At 68.7% G+C, this 3,497-nt stretch carries 3 protein-coding genes; all 3 read left to right on the forward strand.

The window, feature by feature from the left end; genetic code table 11:
• Nucleotides 1-627 (forward strand): asparagine synthase-related protein (locus EQG76_RS05490; RefSeq protein WP_235031216.1); only part of this gene is annotated, 627 nt, incomplete at its 5' end.
• A gap of 17 nt (nt 628-644) precedes the next feature.
• Nucleotides 645-2,354, forward strand: a complete 1,710-nt coding sequence (gene ngg / locus EQG76_RS05495) for an N-acetylglutaminylglutamine synthetase (protein ID WP_159711326.1) — start codon at nt 645-647, stop codon at nt 2,352-2,354.
• Nucleotides 2,355-2,514: 160 nt separating this feature from the next.
• Nucleotides 2,515-3,497 (forward strand): osmoprotectant NAGGN system M42 family peptidase (locus EQG76_RS05500; protein ID WP_159711324.1); only part of this gene is annotated, 983 nt, incomplete at its 3' end.

Below are 3,497 nucleotides of genomic sequence, written 5' to 3' on the forward strand. Positions count from 1 at the left end.
CCGCCCCTAGCCGGTTCCAATGACCCAGTGGCCGAATATGCCAGGCGCTTCTTCGATCGCGACCACGCACGGCTCGGCCGGGAGCTGATGCCCGAGTGGCAGGTCGACAGGGACGAGGCCCGCGCCTTCGTCGCGGCCAGCTTCGGCCAGCCCGGTGCCGATGACCCGGTCGACAAGGCGCTGCGCCTGGACAGCACGGTCATGCTGGTGGACGACCCGGTCAAGCGGGTCGACAACATGACCATGGCCTTCGGCCTGGAAGCGCGCGTGCCCTTCCTAGATTACGAACTCGCCGAGTTCGCCGCCCGCATCCCGTCGCGGCACAAGCTGGCGCAGGGCGGCAAGGGCGTGCTGAAGGAGGCGGCCCGCAAAGTTATCCCGTCCGCGGTGATCGACCGGGAGAAGGGCTATTTCCCGGTGCCGAGCCTGAAATACATCGAGGGCAACCGGCTGGATTTCGTGCGCGATGCGCTCTCCAGCCAAGCTGCCCGGGAACGTGGCCTGTTCCGTCAGGATTATCTGGAGCGGCTCTACGCCAATCCGCGTGACGCCATCACGCCGTTGCGCGGCTCGGAGCTCTGGCAGGTCGGGCTGCTGGAGCTGTGGCTGCAGGAGCAGGGAATCTGAGCGGGGTGACGAGCGAGATGGCGACCAAGCGCGAGGCCTCGATCGATTGCGGCTGGGGCTGCCTCCTGTTCGGCCAGACCTTCGACCAGCCGGAACGGCTCGTCGCGGCGATGCGCTCGGAAGGAGCGGAGCGCCGGGACGTGGCGATTTATGTGCAGGATCCGCACGTGATCCTGTCCCTGGCACCGCACGAGATGTTCCTGGACCCGTCGCACACCTACCGCTTGGACCTAGCCGACTACCGGCCGGGCACCCGGCCGATGCTGGGCTTCCGGATCCGCCCCATCCAGGGGCCAGCGGACGTGGATGCCGTGAACGGGCTCTATGCCACCCGGCACATGGTCTCGATCCGGCCGGACTATTTCGATGGCCTCACCCACTCGGAAGCGATCCGGCTGATGGTTGCCGAGGAGGAAGTGAGCGGGCAGATCCTCGGCACGATCATGGCCATCGATCATCAGGCAGCCTTCGGTGACCCTGAGCGCGGCTCCTCCTTCTGGTGCTTGGCGGTGGACCCGCAGGCGGTCCAGCCTGGCATAGGCGAGGCGCTGGTACGTGCTGCGGTAGAGTTCCTGGCCGCCCGTGGCGCCGCCTATGTCGATCTCACTGTCATGCACTACAACGAGCAGGCGATCGCGCTCTATGACAAGCTGGGCTTCAAGCGGGTGCCGTTCTTCACCATGAAGCGCAAGAACCCGATCAACGAGCGGCTGTTCACCGGTCCGGCTCCTGATGCCGCACTCAATCCCTATGCGCGGATCATCGTGGACGAAGCGCGCCGGCGCGGCATCGACGTCAGCGTCACTGATGCCGAAGGCGGCTTCTTCCGCTTGTCGTTGGGCGGGCGCTCGATCCATTGCCGCGAGAGCCTGAGCGAACTCACCACCGGGGTCGCGGTCAGCATCTGCGACGACAAGGCTGTCACCCGCCGGATCGTCGAAGCGGCGGGTGTGGTGGTGCCAGACCAGATCGAGGCGCGCGATCGCGCGGCGCTGGAGGCGTTCCTGAAGAGGCACGGCAGCGTAGTCGTGAAGCCTGCACGTGGCGAGCAGGGCCGTGGAGTCGCAGTGGGGCTGGACACGATCGAGGCCGTGGAGGCCGCGGTCGAGACGGCGCGCCATCACTGCGACCGGGTGCTGGTCGAGCGGCGGGCCGAGGGCGAGGATCTGCGGCTCGTGATCATCGGCTTCCGTCTGGTCGCGGCAGCGGTGCGCCGGCCGCCCCGGGTCACCGGGGACGGCAAGAGCTCGCTCAAGGAGCTGATCCATGTCCAGTGTCGGCGCCGTGCTGCCGCAACCGGAGGCGAATCCACGATTCCGCTCGACGCAGAGACCTTGCGCTGCGTGGCGGCCGAGGGCTACCGGCTGGAGGACGTGCCGGCGGCCGGGATCGAGATCCAGGTGCGGCGCACCGCCAACCTCCATACTGGCGGCACGATCCACGACGTGACCGACGAGGTCCATCCGCGCCTGATCGAGGCCGGCATCCGCGCGGCGCGCGCGATCGACATTCCGGTGGTCGGCATCGACTTCATGGTGCGCTCGCCGCGCGAGCCGGACTATGTGTTCATCGAGGCCAACGAGCGGCCGGGCCTCGCCAACCATCATCCGCAGCCCACCGCAGAGCGGTTCATCGACCTCCTGTTCCCGAACTCGGTGCCGGCGGCGGTCCGGCAGGCGGTGCTGGCCGAGCGGGTCGCCGAGGTCGCGGCAAGCAGCCGCGCGTAAGACCGACGACCGCGCTCCCGAAGTGACGGGTGCCGCCGGAACTGCCGCCGGCACCCGGCGCGGCCGAACTGCGCCCTTCCGTGGTGTCCGGCTTTTGCCTAACCGGTGGTCCGTGCGGCGGTCCTGACGGATCGACGCCGGCAGCATTGGGCGGAGCGACATGGCGCGACTGGCGATCGACACGGAGTATCTCGCAGCGCAGCTCGCCCGCCTGCTCGAGGTGCCGAGCCCGACCGGGTTCACCGATACGATCGTGCGCGAGGTCTGCATGGAGCTGGAGCGGCTGGGCCTCGTCCCGACGCTCACCAGGCGCGGCGCGGTGCGGGCGGTGCTGCCTGGCAGGGAGAGCCGGCCCGCCCGCGCGATCGTGTCCCACCTGGACACGCTGGGCGCGCAGGTGAAGCAGCTCAAGGAAAATGGCCGGCTGGAGCTCGTCCCGATCGGCACTTGGTCTGCGCGCTTTGCCGAGGGTGCCAGGGTCACCGTGTTCACCGGGCACGGCTATGTCCGCGGCACGATCCTGCCGCTCAAGGCCTCGGGCCACATCTTCAACGAGGAGGTCGACACGCTGCCGGTGGGCTGGCGCCATGTCGAGCTGCGCCTGGATGCGGGGGTCGCCAGCCGGCGCGACCTGACGCGTCTGGGCGTGGAGATCGGCGACATCGTCGCGATCGACCCGCAGCCGGAGTTCGTGGCGAACGGCTATGTCGTCTCCCGCCATCTCGACGACAAGGCCGGCGTGGCGCTGATGCTGGCGGCACTCAAGGCGCTGGCGGCGCATGGCGAGCAGCCGGCAGTCGACACGCATTTCGTGTTCACTATCGCGGAGGAAGTCGGGGTGGGCGCGTCCTCGGCACTCACTGACGACGTGGCCGCGGTGGTCGCCGTGGACAACGGCACGACCGGCCCTGGGCAGGGCTCGGCCGAGTTCGGGGTGACGGTGGCGATGGCCGACCAGACCGGCCCGTTCGACTATCACCTGACCCGTTCGCTGGTCCGGCTGTGCCGTGAGAATGACATCCGCTACCAGAAGGACGTGTTCCGCTACTACCGCTCCGATGCCGCCGCGGCGCTGGTGGCGGGCCACGACGTGCGCAACGCGCTCGTTACTTTCGGCGTCGACGCGTCGCACGGCTATGAGCG

Origin of the sequence: Geminicoccus flavidas, from assembly GCF_009806515.1 — a bacterium.
In the GTDB taxonomy this organism is placed as follows: domain Bacteria; phylum Pseudomonadota; class Alphaproteobacteria; order Geminicoccales; family Geminicoccaceae; genus Geminicoccus; species Geminicoccus flavidus.